The sequence below is a fragment of the Flavobacterium sp. CECT 9288 genome, assembly GCF_918731615.1.
Lineage (GTDB): Bacteria > Bacteroidota > Bacteroidia > Flavobacteriales > Flavobacteriaceae > Flavobacterium.
Genome location: NZ_OU957226.1, coordinates 394,502 through 419,817 on the forward strand (window position 1 = coordinate 394,502; position 25,316 = coordinate 419,817).

Annotated in this window: 27 protein-coding genes; 6 read left to right on the forward strand and 21 right to left on the reverse strand. The window is 32.6% G+C overall.

The features are described 5' to 3' along the window. The first annotated feature begins 2 nt into the window (after positions 1-2). From LQ189_RS01705 to LQ189_RS01715, 3 genes are all read left to right on the forward strand, one after another. Entirely contained in the window at positions 3-1,037 is a 1,035-nt protein-coding gene (locus LQ189_RS01705; RefSeq protein WP_230154010.1) for an ATP-grasp domain-containing protein, read from the forward strand. A 4-nt stretch (positions 1,038-1,041) separates the two neighbouring features. After that, entirely contained in the window at positions 1,042-1,692 is a 651-nt protein-coding gene (locus LQ189_RS01710; RefSeq protein ID WP_230154011.1) for a hypothetical protein, read from the forward strand. Positions 1,693-1,767: 75 nt separating this feature from the next. Beyond that, positions 1,768-2,739, forward strand: coding sequence for a M28 family peptidase (locus LQ189_RS01715; RefSeq protein ID WP_230154012.1), 972 nt, complete (start codon positions 1,768-1,770; stop codon positions 2,737-2,739). Positions 2,740-2,741: 2 nt separating this feature from the next. On the opposite strand, the gene LQ189_RS01720 is transcribed toward LQ189_RS01715, so the two are convergent. Continuing rightward, complete coding sequence (locus LQ189_RS01720; RefSeq protein ID WP_230154013.1) at positions 2,742-3,311, reverse strand: GNAT family acetyltransferase; 570 nt, start codon at positions 3,309-3,311, stop codon at positions 2,742-2,744. Between the two features lie 129 nt (positions 3,312-3,440). Between LQ189_RS01720 and LQ189_RS01725 the strand changes: the two genes are divergently transcribed. Together LQ189_RS01725 and LQ189_RS01730 are read left to right on the forward strand one after the other, a co-directional pair. After that, complete coding sequence (locus tag LQ189_RS01725) at positions 3,441-4,118, forward strand: SDR family oxidoreductase (protein ID WP_230154014.1); 678 nt, start codon at positions 3,441-3,443, stop codon at positions 4,116-4,118. Between the two features lie 12 nt (positions 4,119-4,130). Next, positions 4,131-4,730 carry a SprT-like domain-containing protein gene (locus LQ189_RS01730; RefSeq protein ID WP_144893978.1) on the forward strand — a complete coding sequence of 200 codons (600 nt, stop codon included), beginning with the start codon at positions 4,131-4,133 and terminating at the stop codon, positions 4,728-4,730. A gap of 4 nt (positions 4,731-4,734) precedes the next feature. On the opposite strand, the gene LQ189_RS01735 is transcribed toward LQ189_RS01730, so the two are convergent. The 8 genes from LQ189_RS01735 to gcvP form a co-directional block, all read right to left on the reverse strand. Beyond that, the gene (locus LQ189_RS01735) at positions 4,735-5,496 is read right to left on the reverse strand and encodes an ABC transporter ATP-binding protein (protein ID WP_086453469.1); all 762 of its coding nucleotides are present in this window, start codon (positions 5,494-5,496) and stop codon (positions 4,735-4,737) included. Continuing rightward, complete coding sequence (locus LQ189_RS01740; protein WP_086453470.1) at positions 5,493-6,242, reverse strand: ABC transporter permease; 750 nt, start codon at positions 6,240-6,242, stop codon at positions 5,493-5,495. Before LQ189_RS01740 ends, LQ189_RS01735 begins: the two co-directional genes overlap by 4 nt. A gap of 79 nt (positions 6,243-6,321) precedes the next feature. After that, complete coding sequence (locus LQ189_RS01745; protein WP_230154015.1) at positions 6,322-7,170, reverse strand: glycosyltransferase family 2 protein; 849 nt, start codon at positions 7,168-7,170, stop codon at positions 6,322-6,324. Between the two features lie 26 nt (positions 7,171-7,196). After that, positions 7,197-7,724: a methyltransferase gene (locus LQ189_RS01750; RefSeq protein WP_230154016.1), complete on the reverse strand. Its 528-nt coding sequence runs from the start codon at positions 7,722-7,724 to the stop codon at positions 7,197-7,199. 234 nt (positions 7,725-7,958) lie between these two features. After that, on the reverse strand, positions 7,959-9,017 hold the full coding sequence (locus LQ189_RS01755; protein ID WP_230154017.1) for a 3-oxoacyl-ACP synthase III family protein: 1,059 nt from the start codon (positions 9,015-9,017) through the stop codon (positions 7,959-7,961). A gap of 328 nt (positions 9,018-9,345) precedes the next feature. Next, a complete protein-coding gene (locus tag LQ189_RS01760; RefSeq protein ID WP_230154018.1) occupies positions 9,346-10,893 on the reverse strand; it encodes a DUF6770 family protein in 1,548 nt (515 codons plus the stop codon). 23 nt (positions 10,894-10,916) lie between these two features. Then, complete coding sequence (locus LQ189_RS01765) at positions 10,917-12,263, reverse strand: M48 family metalloprotease (protein ID WP_230154019.1); 1,347 nt, start codon at positions 12,261-12,263, stop codon at positions 10,917-10,919. 92 nt (positions 12,264-12,355) lie between these two features. Continuing rightward, positions 12,356-15,205 (reverse strand): aminomethyl-transferring glycine dehydrogenase, encoded by a 2,850-nt coding sequence (gcvP, locus tag LQ189_RS01770; RefSeq protein WP_230154020.1) that lies wholly within the window; start codon positions 15,203-15,205, stop codon positions 12,356-12,358. 145 nt (positions 15,206-15,350) lie between these two features. On the opposite strand from gcvP, the gene LQ189_RS01775 reads away from it, so the two are divergent. Then, positions 15,351-16,166, forward strand: a complete 816-nt coding sequence (locus LQ189_RS01775) for a hypothetical protein (protein ID WP_230154021.1) — start codon at positions 15,351-15,353, stop codon at positions 16,164-16,166. On the opposite strand, the gene LQ189_RS01780 is transcribed toward LQ189_RS01775, so the two are convergent. The 12 genes from LQ189_RS01780 to LQ189_RS01835 form a co-directional block, all read right to left on the reverse strand. Continuing rightward, the gene (locus LQ189_RS01780; protein WP_230154022.1) at positions 16,149-16,601 is read right to left on the reverse strand and encodes an SRPBCC family protein; all 453 of its coding nucleotides are present in this window, start codon (positions 16,599-16,601) and stop codon (positions 16,149-16,151) included. The genes LQ189_RS01775 and LQ189_RS01780 overlap by 18 nt on opposite strands. Continuing rightward, positions 16,598-17,509, reverse strand: coding sequence for a TIGR01777 family oxidoreductase (locus tag LQ189_RS01785; protein ID WP_230154023.1), 912 nt, complete (start codon positions 17,507-17,509; stop codon positions 16,598-16,600). The genes LQ189_RS01780 and LQ189_RS01785 overlap by 4 nt, the downstream gene beginning before the upstream one ends. Positions 17,510-17,952: 443 nt before the next feature. Next, positions 17,953-18,333 (reverse strand): DUF393 domain-containing protein, encoded by a 381-nt coding sequence (locus LQ189_RS01790; RefSeq protein WP_230154024.1) that lies wholly within the window; start codon positions 18,331-18,333, stop codon positions 17,953-17,955. Then, positions 18,330-19,040 carry a YqjF family protein gene (locus LQ189_RS01795; protein ID WP_230154025.1) on the reverse strand — a complete coding sequence of 237 codons (711 nt, stop codon included), beginning with the start codon at positions 19,038-19,040 and terminating at the stop codon, positions 18,330-18,332. Before LQ189_RS01795 ends, LQ189_RS01790 begins: the two co-directional genes overlap by 4 nt. Next, positions 19,037-19,372 carry a hypothetical protein gene (locus LQ189_RS01800; protein ID WP_230154026.1) on the reverse strand — a complete coding sequence of 112 codons (336 nt, stop codon included), beginning with the start codon at positions 19,370-19,372 and terminating at the stop codon, positions 19,037-19,039. Before LQ189_RS01800 ends, LQ189_RS01795 begins: the two co-directional genes overlap by 4 nt. 59 nt (positions 19,373-19,431) lie before the next feature. Beyond that, positions 19,432-19,935, reverse strand: coding sequence for a GbsR/MarR family transcriptional regulator (locus LQ189_RS01805; RefSeq protein ID WP_086453480.1), 504 nt, complete (start codon positions 19,933-19,935; stop codon positions 19,432-19,434). Between the two features lie 300 nt (positions 19,936-20,235). Further along, positions 20,236-22,260, reverse strand: coding sequence for a M3 family metallopeptidase (locus LQ189_RS01810; RefSeq protein WP_230154027.1), 2,025 nt, complete (start codon positions 22,258-22,260; stop codon positions 20,236-20,238). 40 nt (positions 22,261-22,300) lie between these two features. Beyond that, entirely contained in the window at positions 22,301-22,588 is a 288-nt protein-coding gene (locus LQ189_RS01815; protein ID WP_230154028.1) for a type II toxin-antitoxin system RelE/ParE family toxin, read from the reverse strand. Then, entirely contained in the window at positions 22,588-22,815 is a 228-nt protein-coding gene (locus LQ189_RS01820) for a hypothetical protein (RefSeq protein ID WP_230154029.1), read from the reverse strand. The genes LQ189_RS01815 and LQ189_RS01820 overlap by 1 nt, the downstream gene beginning before the upstream one ends. 23 nt (positions 22,816-22,838) lie before the next feature. Continuing rightward, positions 22,839-23,324, reverse strand: coding sequence for a 5-(carboxyamino)imidazole ribonucleotide mutase (gene purE, locus LQ189_RS01825; protein WP_221916346.1), 486 nt, complete (start codon positions 23,322-23,324; stop codon positions 22,839-22,841). Positions 23,325-23,334: 10 nt separating this feature from the next. After that, the gene (locus LQ189_RS01830; RefSeq protein WP_230154030.1) at positions 23,335-23,913 is read right to left on the reverse strand and encodes a hypothetical protein; all 579 of its coding nucleotides are present in this window, start codon (positions 23,911-23,913) and stop codon (positions 23,335-23,337) included. A gap of 3 nt (positions 23,914-23,916) precedes the next feature. Then, a complete protein-coding gene (locus LQ189_RS01835) occupies positions 23,917-25,215 on the reverse strand; it encodes an AAA family ATPase (RefSeq protein WP_230154031.1) in 1,299 nt (432 codons plus the stop codon). Between the last annotated feature and the right edge of the window lie 101 nt (positions 25,216-25,316).

Here is a 25,316-nt window from a genome sequence, read left to right on the forward strand (position 1 = left end):
TTTTGAAATTATTTTTTCATAAAATTACCCATTGGGAATATTGGCCTTTTCAGATTGTATATATTCCCATTTATTTTTTGTGGTCTTACTATTCGATCAAGGCAAAATCGATTTTTTTCTTTAATGCTTCTAATCCCACTATAAAAAATGGTGGGTTTATGATGGAGTCTAAGAAAAAAATTTACGACTTGATACCGCAACAGTATTATCCCAAAACAGAATTAGTTTTGGAAGTAACCCCAGTAGAAAATGTTATAAAAACAGTTGAAAGCGCAGCAATAAAGTATCCGTTTATTGCAAAACCAGATGTTGGACTACGAGGATCTGGAGTCAAAAAAATTAACACGGTTCAGGATTTAAAAGAATATGCTGAAAAAGCAAATTTCAATTACTTGGTTCAAGATTTAATACCTTTTTCAAATGAGGTTGGTATTTTTTATGTGCGCTATCCTAATGAAAAATCAGGTAGAATTACTGGAATAGTATCTAAAGAATTCTTGATTATTACTGGAGATGGTTTTTCAACCGTTCAAGAGTTAATCAAGCAGAATCCACGCTATGAACTTCAATTGAATGTCTTGAAAAAAGAGTACGGTAAAAAATTATTCGAAATTTTACCAAAAGGCGAGAAGTTGAATTTAGTACCCTACGGTAATCATGCTCGAGGTGCAAAATTTGTAGATGGTAGCCATTGGATAACTCCAGAATTGACTAAAACGATTAACGAAATGTGTTTGCAAATCCCAGGTTTTTATTTTGGTAGACTGGATGTCATGTACAATACCATCGAAGAATTAGAACTAGGAATTAATTTTGCAATTGTAGAGTTAAACGGAGCTGGGAGTGAGCCAACTCATATTTATGACCCGAAACATTCCCTATTTTTTGCATGGAAAGAATTAGCACGTCACATTACATATATGTATGAAATAAGTGTGGCAAATCATAAAAATGGCGTTCCTTATTTAGAACATAAAGAGGGAATGAAGGAATATAGAATGCACTTAGAACAAAGTAAAAAAATTATAAATTTCTAATTCCATGAGAGCCATAAAAAATATTTTTGTTGGTTTTTTGGTCAGCTTTATTGGTTCAATTCCACTGGGTTATTTAAATGTTATAGGATATGAAATTTTTTCAAAATTAGGAATTTATAATCTATTCCAATTTTTGTCAGGTGTTATTTGTATTGAAATGTTTGTTATTTATTTTACATTGGTCTTTGCTACACCATTAGTAAATAATAAAAAGTTAATGAAAACTATTGATGTTTTTGCTGTTTTTTTTCTTTTGATTTTATCGTATTCGTTTTACGCTTCTGCAAATAACAGTGTGGGGAATCAAAGTGTTCTTAAAAAGTACATGTCCTATTCTCCATTTTTGATTGGCGTACTCTTAAATTGTATTAATTTTTTGCAATTGCCGTTCTGGACAGGTTGGAATTTGTATTTGCTTAACGGCAAGTTTATCTCATTGGGAAGAAAGTATAAATTTTTTTATGTAGGCGGAACAATTATTGGTACTTTTATAGGAATGTTAAGTTTGATTTTGTTGTTAGATTCTGTTTCAAGTCAAAGTTTTCGTTTTTCTCAGTACATCATTCCTGTGTGTATACCTTTGTTTTTTGTAATCATGTCAGTTGTACAAATGGTAAAAGTATATCGTAAATATTATAAAAAAAGGAGTTTGTAATTTTCATGGATTGCTAAACATTGCCTTAGTAGTTTATTAAAAAAAATATTAATTAATTTATTATCAATTAGAATTATGAAGAAAATTGTATGGACACTATCGTTTATGATAGGATGTATTAGCAGTATGATTGCGCAAAGCGATGAGTTGGTTGCGCAAACTCCCCTTAAATATGAGTATCAAGTTAAAGAAAGTGATGTGTCTAGTACGCTAAAGACTTTATCATCAAATGATCTTGAAGGTCGTGAAACGGGTCAGCCAGGTATGGTTAAGGCAGCTGATTTTTTAGAGAAAATTTTGAAAGACAATAATGTACAGCCTTATTTTAAAACCTATAAAGATACTTTGACCACGTTCAAAGGAACAGCGTTTAATGTTGTGGGTTTTGTTGAAGGAAATGACCCCGTATTAAAGAAAGAATTTATTATAATAAGTGCTCACTATGACCACATAGGTATTGATAAAAAAGGAGAAAATGGAGATTTTATAAACAACGGTGCAAATGATGATGCCTCCGGGTGTACTGCTGTTGCTGAAATGGCTAAGTATTTCAGTTTTCATAAAAATAATCAACGTAGTATTTTATTCGTGTTTTTTGCTGGGGAGGAAAAAGGGTTGTTAGGATCTAAACATTTGGCTAAAAAACTAAAAGCACAAAATTTCAACTTGTACACTCAATTTAATATTGAAATGATTGGCGTTCCTATGAAAAGAGATTATTTGGCCTACATTACTGGTTTTGATAAGTCTAACATGGCGGCTAAAATAAATGAATATACTGGAAAAAAAACCATTGGTTTTTTACCAAAAGAAGCTGAATACGAATTGTTTTATAGATCTGATAATTTTTCTTTTTATGATGTTTTTAAAGTGCCATGTCAATCTGTAAGTACATTTGATTTCGAAAATTTTGAATTCTATCACCATGTTTCCGATGATTTCAAAGCAATGGATGTTCCTCACATGACCTCGTTTATTCAAGAATTATTACCTGCTGTGACACAAATGGCAAATACGGCAACTCACGAAATTATCATGCTCAAATAAAGTTAAGAAAGAGCTTGATTCATATCATACGCAAGAATGTAATAGTCATTATTGTTGAATTGAAATTCGCTAATGATTGACCAATTCAGTTTTTGCGTATGTGCTTTTGTAGAAGGAATATTGATTTTGTTTATAAAAGTTAAGGCTAACGGAAACTTTTGCGACATGTGTACGCGCATGAATTCAAATAGAGGGAATATTAGTCCTTTTCCGCGATACTCTTGATGAATTGAAATTGGACCATATTGAAAACTATTGGTTAGCGTAAAAGTATGATCTAAAAAGTGCAATTCCGGAAGTAGTGAACTCATGTATTCAAAAATGGGCCATTGTTTGAAAAAATCCCAACCTCCGGCAAAAATGTACCCAATAATTTCACCACGGTCTTTGGCAATAAATAGTTCTTGTTTTTCTATAACGTCATTTAATTGTGAGATTGTAAAAGGAGTAGTGACAAATCCAGCAGCTTTTTCAGTTTCAGTTAAGTTTGCAACGAGGTATAATTCTTGTAAGGCCAGCACTCCGTCAATATCACTCATTTGGGCTATTTCATAGGATAGATTCTGTGTCATATTTTTAGAATTCAAAGGTTCATGTTTTGATTTAAAACTACACGTAATAATACGAATTTAAATTTTTATTGAGATAACAATCTCCAAGTAAAGCAGTATTTTTTTGCTGTTTTTGTTTATTTTTGTCCTATGAAAAATATCATTATTACGGGAACTAGCAGAGGAATTGGATTTGAATTGGCCTTGCAGTTTGCAACAGCAGGTCATCAAGTATTAGCAATTTCTAGAAACATTCCGCAAGCATTACTAGCAAACCAAAATATTACGTGTCTCTCAGTTGATTTGTCTGTTGAGTCTGAATTAAATAAAGTCAAAGAATTTCTTGACCAATCTTGGAAACAAGTCGATGCTGTGATTCATAACGCAGGAAGTTTATTACTTAAGCCTTTTGTTGAAACAACTCAAGAAGATTTTGAAAGTATTTATAAAGTCAATGTTTTTGGAGTTGCTAATTTAACTCGCATTTGTTTGCCGTACTTGCAAAAAGGGAGTCATGTTGTAACCATAAGTTCTATGGGAGGTATTCAAGGAAGCTTAAAATTTGCTGGTTTAGCTGCATATAGTTCGAGTAAAGGAGCTGTTATTACCTTGTCTGAATTATTAGCTGAGGAATATAAAGAGCAAGGAATATCTTTTAATGTTCTTGCTTTGGGTTCTGTTCAAACTGAAATGCTAGAAGAAGCTTTTCCAGGATATCAAGCGCCTATTCAAGCAAATGAAATGGCAAATTATATTTTTGATTTTACTTTAAATGGCAATAAGTATTTTAACGGTAAAGTACTGCAAGTTTCCTCTACAAATCCATAATTCTGAATTATTTTGATAGAAACGCTTGCTAAATTTCTGCCTGACCACGCTGTAAAACCTGCATTTGAATTGATTGTGACACATGGTGTTCATCTAAAAATTGTGAATGAACGCGCTACACGTCATGGCGATTATAGGAAAGGGTTAAGTGGTAAACATGAAATAACAGTTAATGGGAGCTTAAATAAATATAGGTTCCTTATGACTCTTATTCATGAAATTGCTCATCTTGTAGCTTTTGAGAAATATGGTCGAAATATTAAACCGCATGGTCAAGAATGGAAACATACTTTTCAGCAATTGATGGTGCCTTATATTCGGCCAGAGATCTATCCAAATCATTTGTTACCCTTGCTAGCAAGACATTTTAGAAATCCAAGTGCTACAAGTGATACCGATACTACTTTGGCATTAGCCTTGAAACAGTACGACAATCAAAACGATAAAAATTATGTTTTTGAAATTCCATACGGAAGTGTTTTTCGAATCAAAAACGGAAAAATATTCAAGAAAATAGCTGTAAGAACGAAGCGTTTTGAATGTCTCGAAATAAGTTCTGGGAAACTCTACCTTTTTAATCCAAATGCTGAGGTTGAACTGCTACAATCATAATTGCTTATTCTTTCAAGTAGGCTTCTCTCACTTTTTTGAACAAGTTTGAGGAGTAAACAAATGCAACTACAGCTTCATTATCAGTTCTGAAAATTTCTTCTTTGCTGCCTTCCCAAGCTTTTAAACCATCTTTTAAGAACAAAATTTTCTCACCAATTTCCATAACTGAATTCATGTCATGTGTATTAATTACAGTAGTGATGTTGTATTCTTCGGTGATTTCTTTTATGAGGTTGTCAATCAAAATTGCCGTATTTGGATCTAATCCTGAGTTAGGTTCGTCACAAAACAAATATTTAGGATTGTTAACAATAGCACGAGCTATGGCAACACGTTTTTGCATTCCACCAGATATTTCAGATGGCAGTTTGTTATGAGCTTTAACCAATGCAACTCTGTCTAAAACAAAATCAACACGTTCCTTAATTTTTGCAGTATTGTCTTTGGTAAACATTCTCAAAGGGAATGCAACATTTTCGGCTACGGTCATAGAATCAAAAAGTGCACTTCCTTGAAAAACCATTCCAATTTCGGTACGTAATTCTCTTTTTTCATCAGCTTCAAGTTCAGAGTACACACGACCATCAAAACAAATTTGTCCAGTCTCGGGCGTATGAATCCCTAAAAGACTTTTCAATAAAACAGTTTTTCCAGATCCACTTTGTCCTATAATAAGGTTGGTCTTTCCTGTTTCAAAAACAGTCGATATCCCTTTTAGGATTTTATTTCCGTTAAATGATTTTTCTACGTTTTTTACTTCTATCATGACCCTAATAACAATTGTGTTAATATATAATTAATAAGTATGATACAAACAGATGTCCATACAAATGACACTGTACTTGCTTTTCCTACCTCTAGTGCTCCACCTTTCATATAATAGCCGTGAAAAGAGGGAATTGTAGCAAGTAACATAGCAAAAATTAAGGTTTTTATAAAAGCATACGTAATGTGAAACGGAATGAATTCCATTTGAGTTCCATTTATAAATTCGTCACTAGATATAAATCCGCCGTAAACACCAGCCATCCAACCGCCTAAAATACCTAAAAACATAGCAATTCCTATGACAAAAGGGTAAAGTAATAAGGCTATAATTTTTGGAAAAACAAGGTAATTTAAGGAATTTACACCCATTACCTCTAGCGCATCAATTTGTTCTGTAACACGCATTGTTCCTATACTTGATGTAATAAAGGAACCCATTTTTCCAGCCATAATAACAGATATGAAGGTAGGAGCAAACTCAAGAATCACAGATTGTCTTGTGGCAAAGCCAATAAGATATTTTGGAATTAATGGGTTTGTAAGGTTCAATGCAGTTTGAATAGCCACTACACCTCCCACGAAAAAGGAAATAAAAGCAACAATCCCAAGTGAGTCAATGACCAAGTCATCAATTTCTTTGAAGATCAATTTTTTCATTACAGACCATTTCGTCTGTTTGTTGAAAATTTCTTTAAGCATCAGGAAGTATCTTCCTATTTGCGTTATATATCGAATGAGCATCATAAGTTTACGAATATGGGCTAAATTACAAAATTGTAAGCATTTTGCGAGTCAAGTAAATTAATAGTTTCCTGCTGTAAAACTAAAACAGTTTTTCTTTCATTTTTTTCAATCGGTAATTGCGTATGAATTTTGCTTGTTCAGCAGTAACTAACAATGGAGTTTTTGATTTTTTTGCTTTCCAAAAACCGTTCATGTAATCTATAAAAAGAAGTGGTTTTTTTTTCATCATAGCTAGTTTTATCGAAGCTATCGCTGTGATGACAAAACCATAACCAAGTGTATAAAAAGCCTCGCCTTGCTTGTAACGTGCTTTTTGATTGTAATTTGCACCTGTTGGTTTTAAGTGTTTAACGGGTAAACTTTCATCAGTGACTACTTCCCAGTTGTAAAATTTGCATAATAATTCATCTACAGTATCCCAACCCATGGCTGGTTTTAGTCCGCCAATTTGTTGAAAGGTTTCTTTTCTATAGGCTTTTAATGCGCCACGAATATGATCTTTGTCTGTTAAGTTTTCGAGTATCCATTCACCATTTTTTTCGATGTAGCAAAATCCACCTGCCATTCCAATTCTTTCATCGGACTGGAAATGTTTGATAATGGTTTCGAAATAATTAGCAGGAAATATTAGGTCGGCATCAATTTTTACAATTAAATCATAGTTTTCATCTAAAGTATTAAATCCTGTTTGAAAGGCTTGAATTACTTTACTTCCGGGTAAATGAACAGCATCTGAAGTTTTGTTAACCAATGAAATAAAAGGATGTTTACTGATAAATGAATTGACAACATCAGCTGTATTATCAGTAGAATTATCATTTACCACTACAATTTTAGCTGGTAAAACAGTTTGCTCCACTAAGGATTGAAGTGTCAAAGAAATTAATGCTTCTTCGTTATGTGATGGAATTACGATATAATATCTCATTAGAAAAATCTGTTTTCTTTATTCAATTATTTATTTTCTCTAACAGCGCAAACAATATAATATCTAGGTGTGAAATAGCGTAATAAAGGTCTAAAACCAATTTTTTTTACTGGATGTGTAAACTTTTCTCGAGCGGTGATTTCCCAACCTGTTTTTTCTAATAACCAATCTAATTGCCAATCTTCAAACTCATGGTAATGCCTGTCCCACATATCAGTTTTGCTGCGGTACGCTGGTGAAAACCAAAGGCGTAACGGAATAGAAATGACTAATTTATTGCAGTTTACATTTTCTAAAACAGTATATGGATTTAATAAATGCTCGAATATTTCGAAGGCAGTAAAAACAGAATAAGTTTCGGTTTGCAATGCCGTTTGGTCGTTATCTAAATCTTCTCCTTTGGTGTTTTTTACTTGGTATCCATTTTCTTCCATGATTTTAGAAAACGGATTAGGTACTCCTAAATCAAAGATGGTTTCTGAGGTGGTAACGTGTTGTTTTAAAAATTCTAAGGTATGTTTGAATCTTTTATTAGGAAATGTTTTTTCGTACATGTTTTTTTGATTTTGCCACTGTGGCACGCAGGTACAAATATAGTAATAAATGTGTTTTGGGCACTGTTTTTTAGCCCGGATGGCAACGAAAATCCCGGAGGTATAAAATGTAGTTTTTCAAGGGGCAAAAAGCGACTAACAGAAGCTTTATTGCCCCTTAGAAAAACAAGTTTTATAAAGAGGAATTGCAGTGTACAGCCGGATTAGCTTCATGTACTCGTGCAATTGTTGTAGTTAATATCTATAAATAAAGGCATTGATGTTCATTCCTGCGCCTACAGAGGCAAATAGAAGGATATCTCCTTTTTGAATGGATTGATTTTCTATTTGACCACGAATTAGTAAGTCAAAAAGAGTCGGTACGGTTGCAACGCTGCTGTTTCCTAATTCATGAATGCTCATGGGCATGATGTCTTTAGGTACAGTTTTGTCAAATAATTTATAGAAGCGTTGAATAATGGCTTCGTCCATTTTTTCGTTGGCTTGGTGAATCAAGATTTTTTTCACGTCGTCAATGCCTATTCCACTGGCATCAAGACAGTTTTTCATAGCCAAGGGAACATTGTTTAACGCAAATTCATAGATTTTTCGACCGTACATTTTGATGTAGCGGGTATCTGGATCTAAATCAAGATTGTATGATTTGCCAAAAAACAAATAGTGTGACTCGTCTATGGAGTAGGTGGCACTTTCATAGGCTAACATTCCAGTTTCATCATCCGAAGCTTCGATAATGGCAGCACCAGCTCCGTCTGAATAGATCATTGAATCTCTGTCATGAACGTCAACAACTCTAGAAAGTGTTTCGGAACCGACTACTAAACATCTTTTTGCCATTCCAGATTTGATGAATGCATTTGCTTGTAAAACGCCTTCAATCCAGCCTGGGCATCCAAAGAGGATGTCGTAAGCAACACATTTTGGATTCTTTATTTGGAGTTTGTTTTTTACACGTGTGGCTAAGCTAGGTAGCATATCCGATTGGTTTGTGCCATATTTTACATCACCAAAGTTGTGTGCAAAAATGATATAATCAATGGTTTCTGGATCGATCGATGCATTTGCTATTGCTTTTTCGCAAGCAAAAAAGGCTAAGTCTGATGAATTGAGATGATCTTCGGCATAGCGTCTGTGTTCTATTCCGGTAATGCCTTTAAATTTTTTAATAACAACTTGGTTAGGATAGCCAAAAGGAGTTCCATCTTCATTCAAAAATACATGTTCGCCAAAGTCAGTATTGCTTACTTTTTTCTCAGGAATATAGCTTCCTATTCCAGCTATTTTTATTTTCATTGTGTTAATTTTCCAAATTTGAGGCTAATTTAATCAATATTAATTTAGAACACTCACAAAATTTACTATGCGTGCATATAATTATGAAATAATAGATAATTGGCAAAAAAACTGATAATTCAATTGCAAATCAAGAAGATTGTTGAGATAATTATTTTGTAATTCTAGCAATTCGTAAAGCTTGCATTTTAAGGATTTATTTGTGCTAAAATACCTTATTGCGATTGCTTAAATGGTGTGGCTTTTTTTGATGAAAATAGTAATAGGGAATTACTATCCTGTTGTGTATGCAAAAAAAATGAGCCACTTAATAGTGGCTCATTAGATATTATTTAATATTTAATTTTTCTAAATGTATATTTATTTCTTTTAATTTCTTGTCATATTCTAGTAATAAAACATTTCCAACTTTTGCGGGTAAAACTCTAAAATCAGAATTGTTTTTTTCATTTGTTAGATAAATTTTATCTTCGGATAATTGTCCATTATCATAAATGATAGTTTTAAAAGCGCTTTTGTTTTTTTCTCCTTTTAATCTTTCATAATCTATGAAACAAGCGTAGAAACGATCATTTTTTTTGTCTAGTTGAGTATATTCATAATCAAATGCGCCATATGCTTTTAATGCGTGTGCGTTTAATTGAGGGCTTCCAAAATCAGATAAGCTTGGAGCTCTTGATTTTCCTTTTTCAAATTCTTGAATTCCTGTAAGTTTGAAATCAGAATTGAACTTAAATACTACAGAATTTGTAATGGTAAGCTGTGTAACACTTGCGCCACCGCCACCACCGCCTAATATAGACAATGTTGTTAATGCTATTCCTCCAGCACTTGCAGTTCTTTTATAGAATTCTCCAATGGCATAGTACTCATTGTTCTTTGTTCTGGCAATATTGTGGAAATAGATGTAGCCTTTATCTTCAATATAATTTCCGTCTACTTTTGCCATTTTAGCAACATCTTCTTTCCAGCTAGTGAAATTTTCTTTTAAAGTTTTTCCTGATAAGTCGATAACCTCAGTAAAAAGGCCTAAACTTTTATCATCAACAATATTATCACCTTCTTTAAAATATTCCCCCATTAGAACAACATTGTTGTCATTGTCAAGGAATGCATTATTGATCAGTCTTGGTTTACTGTTTTTATTATATTCTTTTTCGCATAATAAAAGTCCTGTATTCACATCAATAATTTTTGTCTTTAAAGTGATTTTTCTAGACAAAAGACTTGATTTTGATGATTCTAAAGCAACAATTACTTTATCATTTACTTCAATAGGATTTATTGACAACATTTCTTTTGAATCACTAGGAGAATTATATTCCCATGATTTTCCACCATCAGTTGGGTAGTATTTTAAAGAATATCCTATTTTTTTATTGTCTTCAAACTTATTGAAAATGAATCCTTTATTTTCTACAGGAAATAAAATGTTAAAATCACCTGATTGCTGCATGTATTGGATATAGCGAATTTCTTTGCTTTCTAAAGGAATGTCAATAGTTGGTAATTGGTTAACTTTTTTATCGTAGCTTAAAAGACTGATTTTTTTTTCTTTAAAATTAGCCATTGCAAACATTATTCCTTGATTGTTAAAGCTACTTTTCATTAAAAAAGTATTTTTATTATCAATGTATGTTTTCTTAGCAACTTCTACTAGATTTTTATCTAAAACTTGAATTGCAAACTCACGGTCGCCTTTTTTTAGTTTATCCAATTCATAAAAGAAATAATAACCATCAACATCTTTCTCTTTGTTAAGTATTGCTCCTGAATTCTTCACTATAAAGGTATTGACTTTGTCGATTTTTTTTTCTTGTGCAAAAGTCAAATTTGCCACAAAGGAGATTAAAAGTAAAGTAGAGATTCTTTTCATAATTGGTTTGTATTTAAAGTGTATTAATTTTTATTTAAAGTCTTGAAAAAAGTATAAGCATCTTGGAATTCAGTATCATCTTTGGATATCAATTCATTTTTTTGACAAAAATAATAACCTATTTTTCTAAGGTCTTTTAGTTCAAGATTGTTTAGAAATAGCCGTATTTCATTAATGTATTTTTCTTCTGAAAAAGAGTTTACTGGGCCAACATATTTTCCGAAAACATGTTTTTCTTTTAAGATGTAGACTTTTTTCAATAAGTAAGCAACATAACTATTAAAGGTTTTTCTATCCAATTCATTTTTTTTATGAAGAGATAATAATTGGTACAAAGCAAAGTCTAGTTTAGAATCGTTAAAAAAAGTTATAATACTATTTTCAGATGCTTTTTTCTGTACTAAGTCTATTTCGTTTTTTGTTGCATTTGTGGAAGTGATAGTATGATCGTGAATTAAGTTTTCTATACGAAGTGGAATGTTTGGATGTGTTTTTAATGAATCTTTGTCAATTTCTAAATCATTTGCACTTTCAGTAGTATCAAACATTTTTTCTTCTTTTTCAATCCAAACTTCTTTAAATGGATATTCTTCAAAGGTGAAATTTTGTTTTAAATCGGTTGGATTATTAAAAATTATCCCATCAGTCAAATCTAGTTTTTTTAGAATGTTTATGGAAGCCTGCTTGTTGTATTTAGTATTATTAAACATTATAAAACCAAGTGAGTCAGCTTGTGTCTCTGCACTTCTGCTTCGTTTCATAAAATTAAATTTTAAATCCTTTAATAATAAAGTTACAGCAGACCTTCGACCATATTTTTTATTGGAGGCGGTATTTAGTTGTTGTTTGAAGTCCTTAGAGTTGAATGTTTCGAGATGCTCTATAAGTGCTTTGTCATTATGTTTTAAGATGTAATGTGCTAATTCATGACAAATAATAAATGCCATTTCATCATTATTTTCAATAAGTGAAAATAAGCCTAAATTGATAGAGAATATACCGTTTCCATAACATCCAGCATTAGGTATTAAGGATTTGTTAATCAGAAAATAAAAATCTTTTGAATCAATTTGTGGATTAGATTGGTATACTTCGACAAGTATTTTTTTAAGAAATCCATTGATGGTTTTGTCAAAAATAAATGTGCTGTCTTTTATATCTTTTAAGAAAGATACTTTACGATCTGAAAGTATTTCTTTTGCCTTTTTTTGTTGAATAGAGCTGAACTCGTTTATTTTATTATTCGTTATTTTAGTAATGTAATTTTCCAGTGAATCAATACTTTCAGGGGAATATTTAAATCCAGAATTCTGGGCTTGACATGTTCCAAAATAGGATAGCAATAAAAATAATAATAGGTTTGTTTTCAAAATCTAGTTGTAAGAATTATTTTCCAATGCAATAGTAATAAAAATACCCCGATATATCGAGGTATTTTTATTATTTATATATTATTAGAAAATTAACTTTCCATATACGCTTCAATTGGAGCGCAAGAGCATACTAGGTTTCTATCTCCGTAAGCTTCATCGGCACGACGTACAGTTGGCCAAAATTTATTATCGGCAATGTATTCTAATGGGAATGCAGCTTGCTCACGTGTATAAGGATAAATCCAAGTGTCAGAAGTTACCATTGTCAAGGTGTGCGGTGCATTTTTCAATACGTTGTTTGGATTCTCCAATGTTGCTACTTCAATTTCTTTACGAATAGAAATCATAGCATCACAAAAACGATCCAGTTCCTCTAAGTTTTCACTTTCAGTAGGTTCAATCATAAGAGTTCCTGCAACTGGGAATGAAACGGTAGGAGCATGGAAGCCATAATCCATCAAACGTTTTGCAATATCAGTTACTTCAATTCCTTTTTCTTTAAACGGACGGCACTCTAAAATCATTTCGTGTGCAGCGCGACCCATTTCTCCAGAATATAACGTATCAAAATGACCGTTTAGTTTTTCTTTGATGTAGTTTGCATTTAATATAGCGTACTCAGTAGATTTTTTCAAACCTTCAGCACCAAGCATGCAAATGTATCCGTACGAAATCAAGCAAACCAACGCAGAACCCCAAGGAGCAGCAGATATTGCTGTAATTGCATTTTCGCCACCTGTAGGTATTATTGGATTTGTAGGTAAAAATGGAACCAATTGTGGTGCAACGCAAATAGGACCTACACCAGGACCACCACCACCGTGAGGTATTGCAAACGTTTTGTGTAAATTTAAGTGGCAAACATCAGCACCAATGGTTGCAGGATTTGTCAATCCTACTTGTGCATTCATGTTAGCACCATCCATATATACTTGTCCACCATTATCGTGAATCAATTGGGTAATTTCTTTAATAGCACTTTCAAAAACACCATGCGTTGAAGGATAAGTAACCATCAAGCAAGACAGATTATCTTTATGAAGAATGGCTTTTTCACGTAAATCATCAATATCGATATTTCCGTTTTCAAGAGTTTTAGTAACCACTACTTTCATTCCAGCCATTGCAGCAGATGCAGGGTTTGTACCGTGAGCTGATGATGGAATCAAAGCAATATTACGGTGGTGATCACCGCGAGATTGGTGGTAGGCACGAATAACCATTAAACCGGCGTATTCTCCTTGAGCACCAGAATTAGGTTGCAATGTAGTTCCTGCAAATCCAGTTACTACGTTAAGTTGTTGCTCTAATTTAGCTAGCATTTCTTGGTATCCTTTTGCTTGATCTAATGGTGCAAACGGGTGAATGTTGTTCCATTGTGCCATACTTAAAGGCAACATTTCAGAGGCTGCATTCAATTTCATCGTGCAAGATCCTAATGAAATCATGGAATGGTTTAACGCTAAATCTTTACGCTCTAACATTTTAATGTAACGCATCAAAGCCGTTTCTGAATGGTGTTTATTGAAAACATCATGTGTTAAAAACGTAGATGTTCTTTCTAATTGAGACGGAATTTGATTTTCGGTTGCTAATTCTGAAATTGTTGTAGCTGGTTTTCCAGTAGCTTCAGCAAATATAGAAACGATGGTATTCAAATCAGCAATGCTAGTTGTTTCGTTTAAAGAAATTGAAACAGTATTTTCGTCAGCATAAAAGAAATTTACTTCTTTTGATTCTGCTATTTCTTTAATTTTTTGAGCGTTAGTTTTGATAACGATAGTGTCAAAAAACGAAGTGTTGGTTTGGTACAAGCCCAGTTTTTCTATTTCGTTTGCCAATGTTACTGCCGAAGCATGAACTTTATCAGCTATGTATTGTAATCCTTTTGGACCATGATAAACAGCGTACATTCCTGCCATCACAGACAATAATACTTGAGCAGTACAAATATTTGATGTTGCCTTGTCACGTTTTATATGTTGTTCTCTCGTTTGCAAAGCCATACGTAAAGCACGATTTCCGTCAGTATCAACAGTTACACCGATAATACGACCAGGCATGCTGCGTTTGTATTCTTCTTTAGTTGCAAAGTAAGCAGCGTGCGGTCCGCCGTATCCTAACGGAATTCCAAAACGTTGTGTAGTTCCTAGTACAACATCGGCTCCCATTTCTCCCGGTGGAGTCAGTTTTACCAAACTCAATATATCAGCAGCAACTGCAACTTTAATTTCATTTAGTTTTGCCTTAGCAATAAAACCAGCATAATCATTTACTTGACCAAATTTCCCTGGATATTGTAAAATTGCACCATAAAATTCTTTTGAGAAATCAAAATCTTCATGGTTTCCTACAACAAGCTCAACGCCAATAGGAGTAGAACGAGTTTGCAATACCGATAGGGTTTGTGGTAAAATTTCTTCAGAAACGAAGAATTTATTAACATTGTTTTTCTTTTGATCACGAGAGCGAACATCGAATAAAAGCGCCATTGCCTCGGCTGCAGCTGTACTTTCATCAAGTAAAGATGCGTTTGCAATTTCCATTCCCGTAAGTTCAATTACTGTTGTTTGGAAATTTAAAATAGCCTCTAAACGACCTTGAGCAATCTCTGCTTGATAAGGCGTGTATGCCGTATACCAACCTGGATTTTCAAAGATATTTCTTTGAATAACCGCAGGAATAATAGCAGCGTTGTATCCTAAACCTATATATGATTTGAATACTTTATTTTTGTTTCCTAAGTTAAAAATGTGGTTTGCAAACTCGTACTCTGTCATGGCAGGTTCTAAGTCCAAATCAGCTTTTAATCGGATGTCACTCGGAATGGTTTCATCAATCAATTGATCTAGTGAGTCGGCACCAATTGTTTTTAACATATGCGTTAAATCATTCTCTCTAGGGCCAATGTGTCTTAAAGCAAAAGCGTCTGTTTTCATTGTATGTCTAATGGGTTGTGTGTTTCTTAATTTAAGGCTGTAAAATTAAATATTAATATGCTATAAATAACCTTTTTTAAGTTGATTTTCTATGAATTTTTCAACTAAAAGCCTTTCTTATTAACACATTGATTAATTTTGTCTAATGCGATATTTTAAAAACATTTTTGAGTTTTACATCAATAGCAGCATTCACGTGGCATTATCTTGTTTTGCGCTGGTTCATCTCACCTTTAGTATGTTCCACATTTCTAATAACACCAGCGTGGCTTTCTTCACTTTTTTTGGAACCATAGTGGGCTATAATTTTGTAAAATATGATGCTTTGGTTAGAGATAAAATAGTAAAAGTTAATGCTCAGATCCAATGGATTGCGTTTCTCAGTTTTCTATCCTTGATAGCTACGGGTTATTATTTTTTTCAATTAGAAAGATTCACACAAATTATTGGTCTTGTTTTTCTAATTATCGTATTGCTCTATACGTTGCCTTTCTTTCCGAATAAGAAAAATGCCCGAAACTGGGCTGGAATTAAAATCTATATTGTGGCTTTATGTTGGGTAGGAGTGACGCTTTTTTTACCCATCGTTAATAATAATGTGGAATGCACAAGTTTTGTTTTTTTAGTCGCAATACAACGATATATCCTGATTTTCGTTTTGATTTTAATTTTTGAAATAGTTGATCTAAAATGGGATGACCCACATTTAAAAACCGTTCCGCAACAAATAGGAGTATCGCAGACAAAGAGAGTAGGAGTTGTATTGATGTTTTTATTTGTACTGTTAGAGTTTTTATCCAATGATTTTAGAATCGAATTTTTAGCTTTAAAAACAGGATTGGCAATCACGACAGTATTATTTTTAGTATACGCAAATCAGAACCGTTCCAGATATTACGCTTCTTTTTGGGTGGAAAGTATTCCTGTTTTTTGGTGGTTATTTTTAATGCTTTTCAGCTAGTGTTTTGATAAAAGAATTCCTTTCAGCAATGAACGTGCTTAAATGGTTTTTTAATACTAACAGGTCAAACAGTTTTCCAAAAATACCATACGGTGTTTCGTATTGAATTTTATCTTCCATGATAACAAATCCGTTTTTTTGAATAAAAGTATGCTGGTGTTTGAAGGATTTAAACTTGCCTTCAAGCATTTCATCCACAAAGTACGTTGGATTTTCCATCGCTGATATTAAACTTTTATGTTTCAGATAAACGCCAAAATGTTTGCCACGCCAGGTAACGGTTTCGTTTAAATTGATCAAACCCGAAGTTATTCCATCAATAGCGGTTTCATTTGATTTAGAAGTGGATTGTTGATGGACATCAATGTTTCTTGATAAATCGAAAATGATTTCAATTGGTGCGTTTATTTTAGTTGTTAGTTGTATGGTTGTCATTTCTTGGTTAAGTTTTTAAATGCTTTTTCTAAAGTATCATACTCAAATGTAAAACCATTTTCCTGTAATCTTCTCGGAATTACATTCCGGCTTTTCAATACCAATTCTGTTTCCGTTCTAATGAAAAAAGATCCGATTTCTAGCAATAATTTATTTGTTGGTATGCCAAATGGTATTTCAATTGTTTTTCTAAGCGTTGTCATGAAGTCAGAATTAGTGCTTGGTTTTGGAGAAACAATGTTTGCAACTCCTACTAGCTCTTTTTCTACAACAAATTCAATTGCTCTTGCAAAATCTTTTTCGTGAATCCAACTTATAAATTGATTTCCTTTTCCTTGTTTTCCACCAAGTCCAAATTGCGCAAGCATTTTTATCGGAACAAAAGCGCCGCCATTTTTTCCTAGAACTATGGAAGTTCGCAAAGCCGTTTTTAATGTCTTTGTAGTTTCAGTTTCAAAAAATACTTTCTCCCAACTTTTTGCAATATTCATGGAAAAATCATCGCCAGTTTCACCAGTAACTTCATCCATTTGTTTGTCTAATGAAAACCTATATATGGTAGATGTTGATGAATTCAGCCAGTGTTTGGGTGGATTTTTACAACTTAAAACCGCTTCATTTAAAATTTTTGTGCTGTCAATTCTAGAATCGTAAATCTCTTTTTTGTTGGCTGTGGTATATCTGCAATCAACAGATTTTCCGGCAAGATTTATTAAAACAGAAGCGTTTTCTAATTCATTTTCCCAACCAGAAAGCGTTTTGGCATCCCAATTCACATATTTTATGGAATTAATACTTTTAGATGTTCCTCGAGTTAGAATTACAATTTCATCAAATTTATCTTTAAAATGTGTTACTAAAACTTGACCTAAAAATCCTGTTCCTGCTGCAATGATTAGCTTTTTCATTAGTTTAAATTTAATATGATTACCAAGGCAATTATTCGATAAATAACCCAAGTTATAGATAAGTAGAAAGGCAATTCCAATAATTTGATTCTTCGTGAATGTTCTACAAACATTAGTAAAACTGTTATTCCAAACCAACCTAAAGTTAATGAATCTGAGACATTAAAAATTAAATTCAGAATCGATATAGGAAGTAACGATAAAGAGCCCATTAACGAAACAGTCATTAAGTTTCCAATGTAATTCAAGATTATTTTCTTGTCAAATTTTATCAAAAATAAACTTTGAAAAACTATTTGACCAAATACAAGAATAAGTTCTCTTGTAATAGTAGAATTCGGTAAAATGCTAATAGAATCTGAAAAATTATACAAGACAAATGTGGTAATTGTCGTTGCAAACAAAATGTACAAAATTCGATACTGATAATTAAAATCAGGAATTCATTGCAATTTGATTTCTTTTTTAATCTTACTCGGAATGATTACTTTACGATTATAAGAAATGAAGGAATATAATTTTTTCAGAAAAAACTTTATTGGTTTTAGATTTCCGATTTTCTCCATCCACGGAAATGAAAATCCGATTACTTTTAGCAAACTGTCAATTCCATAAATGACGGTTTTGTTTTTGTTATCGACTAATGCAATTTCGTTTGAGGCGCGTTGGACATCAATAAAGTTTTGTTCTTCATCAGATAATTGACAGTATGGTTTCTTGCCATTTTTGTCCAACATTCCAGCTTTTATAAATCCAGAAGTATACACGCGACAAAGCGGACAATCTTCATCATATAATAAGGTTTGGTTAGTTAAGGTTTTCATCGTATCGTTTTTTTACCTTCAATCGTTATTTTTGAACCAATTGCAAGAAATTCAGAGGTAGGTTTTAGGTCTTGTAAAAATTTAAAATTCTTGCCGTAAATACTCTCAAAATCGACATCAATTTTGGATTCAATTACTTGTAATTGTTCCCATCTTGGGTGCGAAACAGCATATTCAATTGATTTATCGTTATTGTAGTTGGTGTACCCAAAATAATGCTCAGTAATAAACTCGGCTTCTGAATTTAGTTCAATCGGAATCGGATTTTTTCCAGTAATCATGGAGATGGAATTCCATTTTGCATCCTTGAACCATTCGTATTGAAAAGATTTAGAAGTTTCGTTTTCAGTTCTTGAATGACGCATTTTCAAGGTTTGGTAATGTTCGTTGTATAAAGTATTTGCTACTATCGTAATAGCATGCTTCGGAACAATTTCTTTAACGAAAACTACGCCACGTTTCCAAATGCCATCTTCATATCTTTTTACATAAAAGCGTAAATTGACTTCCTCAAAATTGACATGAAACGGAACTTTAATTCCTAATACTTTCACGTTTTCAAACATAAATCCGATTAAACTGATGTAGCATTTGCCGTTCCATAAATCGAGTTCAGTTCCTTTTGGAACATAACTTTCTAAAATTTTCGGATCGATTTCGTAATTGAACATCGCTAAATCATTCCATTCTGCGGTTAAGAAGCTCATAATTTTAAATTTTTGTGGATAATAAGTGAAAGGTAAAAAGCTAATGCAACTGGTAATGCAAAAAGTAAAAATATCAGTTTATCCGAATAATGATAATTTACGTTGATAAACCACAAGCCAAAAAATAATAAAACGATACCCAAATAAATTTGTAAGTGCTTGTTTCTAGGTTCTTGTACTAACAAATACAGAGAAATTAGTACTTGAATAAAACCAGTAACCATAGTTGATAATAGTGCAATTATTAACAAGTTTTCATTTAAAACTGCAAAGACACCTATTATGAAAGGCAATGCAATTGCGAAAGTATTTATCTTTTTTATCGTTTTCATATTGGTTTTATTTTTAAACTTTCAGAAAAAAATGAAAGTTTTGATTAAATTTTTTTACTCTATTTCATTATTTTTACAACCAATTTTGCCAACCAATTGTCTTTGTATTCCGTCATTTTGTCCAAAACATTATCTGCTTTTAGAACAAAATCATACAATTTAGTTGTTTGATCTACAAAATGTTTTTCTTCTGGAGTATTGTCTGATGTTATGGAGGACACTTCTTTTAAAACCTTTAACGCAGGTTTGATTTCGCGTTTGCTTCTTTCTCTTGAAATTTTCACAGCCAATTCGTCTAAGTCTTTTTCAGCTGTAAAAAATTCGCGTCGTTCGCCCGCTTTGTATTCTTTGTAAACAATTCCCCAATCCATCAGGGCACGTAAATTCATAGATGCGTTGCCGCGCGAAATTTGCAATTCCTCCATAATGTCTTCCATCGAAACGGCTTCGTGTGAAACCATCAAAAGCGCATGAATTTGAGCCATGGTTTTGTTAATACCCCATTGACTGCCTAATGCACCCCAGGTTTGAACGAATTTATTTTTTGCTTCTTTGAATTTCATTTGTGGATTTTATTGTTTTTCAAACGGTCAAATGCAAATCGCATAAATGCTCATTGTCATAATGTAAAGATAAATAATGTAAAGATAAATAATGTTTTCGAACTTTCAATAAAAAATGAAAGTTTATTTTCTTTTTTGGCGTTCCCTTTCAGGTCGGGCTTTTCGTTGCAAGTCCTCGCTGCGTCGTTCCTCCTTGCTGTGGGCTTTTCACTGCAATCCCTAACGCAAATTCCATTAAAAAAGTCGAGATATTGCTACCTCGACTTCCTTTTATAACTTACTATGTGTTTTAACATTGATCTATAGCAACCCAGCACGCTTCAACAACGCATCTGCTTTTGGTTCCTGACCTCTAAAACGTTTGTACAATTCCATCGGTAATTCGGTGCCACCTTTTGAAAGTACGTTGTCTTTGAATTTTGTAGCAACTTCTTTATTGAAAATTCCTTTTTCTTGGAAATAAGCAAACGCATCGGCATCTAGAACTTCGGCCCATTTGTAACTGTAATATCCTGAGGAATAACCGCCTTGAAAAATATGCGAAAACGAGGTGCTCATGCAATTCTCAGCCACATCAGGATACAAACTTGTGCCTGCCATAGCTTGTTTTTCAAAGGCTTTTACATCTTCAATGGTTTGAGATTTGCCGTGATAAGTCATGTCTAAAAGTCCAAAACTAATCTGTCTTAAAGTTGCCATTCCTTCTAAGAAACTCGCGCTTTCTTTGATTTTTTCTACGTATTCTTGAGGGATAACTTCACCCGTTTCATAATGTTTTGCAAACAAAGCCAATGCTTCTGGTTCGTAGCACCAGTTTTCCATTACTTGGCTTGGCAATTCTACAAAATCCCAATAAACTGAAGTTCCAGATAAACTCGGATAAGTCGTATTGGCTAACATTCCGTGTAATGCGTGACCAAATTCGTGGAATAAAGTGGTTACTTCATTGAAAGTTAGGAGTGAAGGTTTAGTCTCTGTTGGCGGTGTGAAATTACAAACGATAGAAATATGTGGCCTTTCATTGATGCCGTTTTTGATGGCTTGCGATTTATAAGAAGTCATCCAAGCGCCATTACGTTTTCCTTTTCTCGGGAAAAAATCAGCATAGAAAACAGAAACTAATTGTCCTTCGAAATCCAAAACCTCAAAAGTTTGAACATCTTCATGATATTTGTCAATATCAAAAACTTCTTTAAAAGTAATTCCGAATAGTTTTTCAGCAATAGTGAAAGCTCCATTTAAAACATTTTCCAATTTGAAATAAGGTTTTAAAATCTCATCATCAAAGTTGAATAATTTTTGTTTTAATTTTTCTGAATAGTAAGCGCCATCCCATTTTTCTAATTGATCAATTCCGTCTAATTCTTTTGCGAAAGCGGTTAATTGAGCAAATTCTTTTTGGGCTGCTGGTTTTGCTTTTTCTAACAAATCATTCAAAAACGAAAGTACTTTTTCAGGATTTTGAGCCATTCTTTCTTCCAAAATAAAATCAGAATGTGATTTGTATCCCAATAAATTAGCGCGTTTATGACGTAATTCAACAATACGTTTTACGTTCTCTTTATTGTCGAATTCGTTGTCCTGAAATGATTTTTTTCCGGCAGCAATGGCAATTTCTTTTCGTAATTCACGATTGTCAACATAGGTCACAAAAGGCAAGTAACTCGGGAAATCAAGAGTAAAAACCCAACCTTCCAATTCTTTTGATTTAGCCAAACTTGCGGCCATTTCTTTGGCGCCATCCGGTAAGCCTTTTAAATCATCTTCGTTAGTAATATGCAATTGATAATTATTGGTTTCAGCCAAAACATTTTCGCCATACGTCAATTTAATTTTGGCTAATTCGGTATCGATTTCTCGTAATTTTAACTTGTCGTTTTCATTCAATAAGGCTCCATTTCTAGAAAATCCTTTGAATTTTTTGTCTAATAAAGTAGCTTGTTCCGTAGTTAATATCAACGAATCTTTTTGATCATAAACGGCTTTTACTCGTTTGAATAAATCTTCGTTTAAGGCAATATCATTACTAAATTCTGTCAACAACGGAGAAACCTCTTGAGCGATTTTTTGCATTTCGTCATTAGTTTCAGCTGAATTCAAATTGAAGAAAATCGAAGATAATCTATCCAATTGTTCACCAGCAAAATCTAAAGCAACAATCGTGTTTTCAAAGGTTGGAACATCAGAATTAGTAGTGATGGCATCAATTTCAGCTTTTGCGGCAGCGATGTTTTCGATAAAAGCAGGTTTGTAATCTTCTAGTTTTATTGCCGAAAATGGGGCTGTATTGTGTTTGGTATTGAATGTTGAGGTAAGTGTTTTCATAATTTTATTTGAAGGGACAAGTCGGAACTGTCCTTACGTTTTAAAGTTTTAAATTTTCTAAATCTTGGTACGTATTCCAAAATCGGAGTAATTCGATGGTATTAGAATTTATTCTGTAGTAAACCGTTATTTGTTTCGTAATTACAACTTTGTTTGCGCTTTTGTAATTTGTAGAAATAAATTCAATGTTGTTATTTACTAATAGAGCAATTGTGTTGTCTACTTTGTCTATAAAATTTACAACATCTTGAAATGACCATTCAGCTTCAAGATAATCAATGTTTTGCCAATAGTCTTTTTTAGCTTGTGGCGACCAAATAACAATCACTATTTGAAATATTTTGAATAGCGATTTCTGGTTTCCTCCATGACCATATCATGAGCAATCCCTTCCTTGTTTTCTAAAGAAATAATAGCTTCATCAATGGCATTCTTTTGTTTTTCGGTTAAAGTAGATTTAGATTGAATCAAATGAATAATTTCTTCAATCAATTTTGGGTTTTCAATATCCAAAATAACTTTGGCTAACTCAATTTTTGAAGTTTGAATATTCATAGTTTTCTTTTTATTAAAGATAATTATTTTTTCAATTCAGATGCCGCTTTATCAACAGCTTGTTTTAATCCTTCTTTATAAAAAATGATTTTGTCTAACACACATTGATCGTGACTTCCAATGATTTGTGCGGCAAGGATTCCGGCATTTTTGGCTCCATTAAGCGCAACTGTTGCTACTGGAACGCCACCGGGCATTTGCAGTATTGACAAAACCGAATCCCAACCATCAATAGAATTACTCGATTTTACAGGAACGCCAATAACAGGAAGTGGCGACATGGAAGCCACCATTCCGGGTAAATGCGCCGCACCACCAGCACCAGCAATGATTACTGAGATACCTCGGTTGTGAGCATTTTTACTAAAATCAAATAATTTTTCAGGTGTTCTGTGTGCTGAAACGATATCAACCTCAGTTTCGATGTCAAATCCTTTTAATATGTCGATGGCTTCTTGCATTACCGGCATATCCGAAATGCTTCCCATTATTATGGCTACTTTGCTCATTTTGTTTTATTTATTTTGGTTCTGGAATCATATCCCAAATTTCAATTTTGAATTCTTCTTGAATGGCTCTTAAATATTTAATAGAATCGAGTTCCGAATTGATTTTTTCTTGAAAATATTCTTTTTCAGAAATAGCTTTTTCTTTGATTCTCTCTTTTCTTCTTTCAATATATTTTTTTCTGTTTTTCACAAAGATTTCATCATTAAGATTTAATAAATCAATTAGATTTTTAGTTTCAATATCTTCGGGTTGGTTTAGAAAATAGCCATCAAAATATATTAATCTTCGTTCGAAATCTACGGAAGTTGGATGTAAAATAGGTTCAATCCAAGTGGTTCTTTTTAAATTGTTTGGTTTGTGTTTTACCATAAACCAATTTTGGTAATTATCTATTTCTAAATATTTAAGTAAAGGATTGAAGTGTTCAATGTCTACGGCATCATTAGGACCAATGTGTTCTTCGGTATAAGCACAGAAGCTCTTTTGTTCTTTTAATAAAATGGCAGCTAATTTTTTGTTATTACTTTTTTTGTAAATAATGGCGGAGGTAATGATTTCAGAATCAGGATTTTTTAAAATTCTCTTCATATCTTAAAAATTATATTCTTCCCCAATTTTTTCTAGTTTTTCAGAATATTCTTTTTTGATGTTTTCATCTTTCTCAAAATATATCTTTTGCTTTAAGTCTAAATATTCATCATATTTTGCTTGACCAAATTTATTTATGTAATTGATGCCAAAATCGTTATAAAGCATATCATTTGGATCGTCACCAATAGGGGAGGTGCCTCTTCTAACGGCAACTTTTCCTTCTTCATTAAAATACAAAATAAAACGCTCTTCAGGTTGAAATGATGCTGCTATAAATGGAGAATGAGTAGCAACAATAAATTGGGCATCCGGAGCAAGATTCTGGTAATGATCCATTAAATCCATTTGCATATCAGGATATAAGGAACGTTCAGGTTCGTCTATTAGAATAATTGAATCTACAGTGTTAAATTTGAATAAGGGCAAGAATGATAATAATAATCCTTTTGTTCCTGTACTTGTATTTTGGATTGGAATTATTTCGTCATTTTTTTTATTTTTAATTGGAATAGAATATTCTGTATTAATCATATCAACCTCTAAATTTAATTTTTCTAAAAGAGGGTTGAACACTTTTGCAAATGATTCTAAAGTATTTGGGTTATCGTTTTGCCATTTATTGAATTCTGAGGTTAATTTATTTGTATTGCCAAGCAGACCTTTATGGATAAGTTCAGACATTTTTTGATAGTGGTTTTTACGATAGCGTAAAATTTCACTTAAAATAGAAAGCCATATACTTTCATTAATTTGTTCATTGAATAGGTATTCCTTATTATGGTCATACTTGAAAAATCGGATTGTATCTTCTATCTCATTGTTGTATTTTTCAATCAAATCCAACGGATTCTTTGTGAAAAATTGTAAATTCTGCTCGGAAATTATATTAGCTTTAAAATAGAAAATTCGTTTTTTTTCATCAGGTGTTTTAAATAATTCACCTGATTGGTATAAATGTTCTAATTTTGGCTTTCTATTTATGTAAGTTTTTTTGTTAATTTTTAAATTTTTGTTATTTAAAATAATGGAATAATCGTCTGAATTGAAATTTATAATCCCATTAATGGATTTTGTACCAATTGAATCGGAATAAAATTCGTCGTCAACGAATAAATTATTTATGAAAGAAAACTGTTCATAAATCAACTCCAACAGACTAGTCTTCCCAGTAGCACTTTGTCCAATAAAACATATTTTATCCAAAGGTTGACCTTTGCGTTCGCCACTTTGATACGTAAAATCAAAATCTAGATTTTCTAAATGTCTAAACTGGTCAATATGTAATTTTGTAATTTTCATTTATTGGATTTTTACAAATTTAATTAAAAAACAATAGCTTTTGTAAAGTGTTGTAACTGATGCTGAAAAACTGATTAGTGCTACTTTTTATTACTACAACA